Genomic DNA, 3,078 nt, shown 5'->3' with positions numbered 1-3,078 from the left:
ATCGGCAGATCCATGAAGGAGCCGTGCTTGAGGAACTTGGTGGTGAAACCGGCGTATGGCCCGAACAGCAGGGATTTCTTGCCATCGACCACGCGGGTGTCCAGGTGCGGCACCGACATCGGCGGCGAACCCACGGCGGCCTGGCTGTAGACTTTGGCCTGGTGGTGTTTGACCACGTCCGGGTTGTCGCAACGCAGCCACTGGCCGCTGATCGGGAAGCCACCGAAGCCTTTGCTTTCTTCGATTCCAGAGGCTTGCAGCAACGGCAGTGCCGCGCCACCGGCGCCGAGGAAGACGAATTTGGCGTCGACTTCACGGCTGCTGCCGCTGTTGACGTCCTTGATGCTGACGGTCCAGCCGTTGCCGTTACGCTTGAGGCCAGTCACGCGCTTGCAGTATTTGACCTGGGCGTCGGGTGCGCTGGTCAGGTGCTTGAGCAACTGATTGGTCAGGGCGCCGAAGTTGACGTCGGTGCCGTTCATCACGCGGGTGGCAGCGAGCACTTCGTCCGGCGAGCGGCCCGGCATCATCAGCGGCATCCACTCGGCCATCTTGGCTTTGTCTTCGGTGTATTCCATGTCGGAGAAAGCATGGTGCTTGCTCAACACGTCAAAGCGTTCCTTGAGGAACGAAACGCCTTTGTCACCCTGGACAAAACTCAGGTGCGGCACCGGGCTGATGAAGGACTTGCACGAGCCGAAGGTGCCTTTCTTGGTCAGGTACGACCAGAACTGCTTGGACACTTCGAACTGGGTGTTGATGTGCACGGCTTTCTTGATGTCGACGCTGCCATCGGCAGCCTGCGGCGTGTAGTTCAGCTCGCACAGGCCAGCGTGACCGGTACCGGCGTTGTTCCACGGGTTGGAACTCTCCGCAGCACCGGAATCCATCAGCTCGACAACTTCCAGCTTGATCGCCGGATCTAGCTCTTTGAGCAGCACGGCAAGGGTGGCACTCATGATGCCGGCCCCAACCAGTACTACGTCGACTGCTTCGTTATGCGCCATTTAACGCGTCTCCAAAATCTGCAGCACCAAATTGTCGGCATGGCTGCCAGGCGTTCAGGGGCAGTTCAGTGGTGCCCCAGGTAACGATGGTCAGTTCGCCATGTCCGAATCTTCGCAATTTTTCGCAACTTCGATGGATGCATGCGGCCAGGCTTCAAGAGTTCCATGAACTCATCTCAGCGCGCGGCTGGCAATTCGACTTATGGTCGAGACATCCATTTTGTGCAACCAAATCCGTAGCGGACAGGCTTCAGGCTCCGATATTCGAGGTGTACCCGGTCCTGTGTCGTTGGGCTGTTTCAGACGCTAATGGTGCATGTTCAGACGCAAAACTATTCATTTGCTCGCCACACTCTTGTGAAGTTGTGAAAACCCGTTTTTTTCACGCTCTTTTGAAGACGTGAACCTCAAAAAAGGGCTGTCGAAGCCTGGCACCGTGCCCGTGAAGGCAAAACAGCTCAGTGACCGAGCGTCATGACAGCTCTGCAGATTCGCGAAAAGCGGGGTTTTGCCGGAAGAACAGGCAAGCGCGCCAACTTCACTCGATCTGTGTGGGCGGCTCTCTGTGGGCGATTTTTGATGTCGATGCAAGCGCATTGACGCTGTTGCGGGGCCCGATCAGGAGACGTCCTTATAATCGGGGGGAGATTGTATCGAAGAAATGCGCGGAGTTGGTTGTGTTTAATGACTTTTATTAGCCGTCCGGTCAGATGGTCAACTGCACTTGAGCCCGTGCGCGCATTTGTCGCGGTACGACCCGGGCGCTGGCGGGCAGCGGCTGGTTCAACCACTGCAGGCGGATTTCTTCGATTTCCACCCAGCCATCGCCCATCGGTTGCAGGCTGCACTGCTTGAACGCCTGACAATGGCCGTTACGATCGAGCAGGGCGAAGCTGCGGTGCAGTGGGCGTGGGGCGAACAACGAGATCAGATAACGCATGGCCGAGTACCTTGTTGGAGGACTGGTTTGAAGATTGCCAGCGACCCGTGACGTCAAGGTGTATGGGCGGTGAAGAATGTGTGACAGGAACCGCTTTCGACAGGGTTTGTCAGACATTTCAGTATTCACCTCGCGATGCTGGTGACCCGCAGTGGCCCACCGCTATACTGCCGGCCTGTTTGTGCCTGATTCTGGAGAGAAGAGCATGTTGCAACGCCTGTTGTTCGGTTTGATCACTGTGGCCGGTTTGACTCTGGCCGGCTGCGCCCACAGCCCGCAACAACTGAGTCCGGAACCGAAGCTGACCACGCAATTGCCAGCGGTCGGCCGTGGCCAGCCTGTGGTAGTACGTGTGGTTGACGGTCGTCCGTCGCCAACCCTGGGCACCCGTGGTGGTCTTTACCCGGAAACCAGCGCCATCACCGTGCAACGCGAGCAGATCCTGCCGAAGTTGCAGGCTCAGGCTGAAGCCGCCGTGCGTCTGCTCGGGTTCACCCCGACCAACAACGCGCCGAATGCTCCCCAGTTGACCGTGACCCTGGCGGAACTGAAATATCAGTCGCCTAAAGAAGGCATGTACGTGACCGAAGCCACCATCGGCGCAACCTTCCGCTCCGACGTACAGAACGCCAACCGCCGCTACAGCGGCCGTTACGGCGCATCGCTGGACCAGCGTTTCGGCATGGCGCCGAATCAGGAAACCAACACCAAACTGGTGAGTGACGTGTTGAGCGATGCGTTGACGCGTCTGTTCAAGGACCCGACTGTTGGGCAGGTTCTCGCTGAGTAAGTCTTTCGGCTGATGTAAAAAAGCCCGGTGCCAGTGATGGCTCCGGGCTTTTTCATGTGTGCAGGTTCTGGATTCGGGTTGTCTGGAAGATCCATCCCCCTCACCCCAGCCCTCTCCCCCAGGGGGGCGAGGGGGAAGGGAGCCGATTGGGGGCTCTTCAAGGCTTGAGTACGGCTCGATATTTCAGGTCGACGTAACTTAAATATTCATCTCGGTCAGTCCCCTCTCCCTCCGGGAGAGGGTTAGGGTTGATCTGGTCAAACGATACTGGACACGGTTATAGGGTTAAGGTCATTTCTCATGCTGCCAAGGCTTCCATGGCTACCGGAGTTCGATAGCCG

Annotated in this window: 3 protein-coding genes; 1 reads left to right on the top strand and 2 read right to left on the bottom strand. The window is 57.9% G+C overall.

The window, feature by feature from the left end; all coding sequences use genetic code 11:
* Both ACIOVB_RS23425 and ACIOVB_RS23420 read right to left on the bottom strand, forming a co-directional pair.
* The coding region (locus ACIOVB_RS23425) for a malate:quinone oxidoreductase (RefSeq protein ID WP_401271797.1) at positions 1–1,007 on the bottom strand (1,007 nt) is incomplete at its 3' end.
* 706 nt (positions 1,008–1,713) lie between these two features.
* Positions 1,714–1,947, bottom strand: coding sequence for a hypothetical protein (locus tag ACIOVB_RS23420; protein ID WP_187678031.1), 234 nt, complete (start codon positions 1,945–1,947; stop codon positions 1,714–1,716).
* Between the two features lie 205 nt (positions 1,948–2,152).
* Here ACIOVB_RS23420 and ACIOVB_RS23415 point away from each other — a divergent pair, with 205 nt between their 5' ends.
* The gene (locus ACIOVB_RS23415) at positions 2,153–2,737 is read left to right on the top strand and encodes a YajG family lipoprotein (RefSeq protein WP_007912832.1); all 585 of its coding nucleotides are present in this window, start codon (positions 2,153–2,155) and stop codon (positions 2,735–2,737) included.
* The last annotated feature ends 341 nt before the right edge of the window (positions 2,738–3,078 follow it).

Origin of the sequence: Pseudomonas sp. NPDC087639 (assembly GCF_044743385.1) — a bacterium.
Classification (GTDB): domain Bacteria; phylum Pseudomonadota; class Gammaproteobacteria; order Pseudomonadales; family Pseudomonadaceae; genus Aquipseudomonas.
Note: the sequence above shows the minus strand (reverse complement) of the source record. Positions and strands in the feature narration are given on the sequence as shown.

What these genes read in the sequence shown, in the direction of transcription:
- ACIOVB_RS23420 (WP_187678031.1), bottom strand. Translation starts at nt 1,947, where the DNA reads ATGCGTTATCTGATCTCGTTGTTCGCCCCACGCCCACTGCACCGCAGC.
- ACIOVB_RS23415 (WP_007912832.1), top strand. Translation starts at nt 2,153, where the DNA reads ATGTTGCAACGCCTGTTGTTCGGTTTGATCACTGTGGCCGGTTTGACT.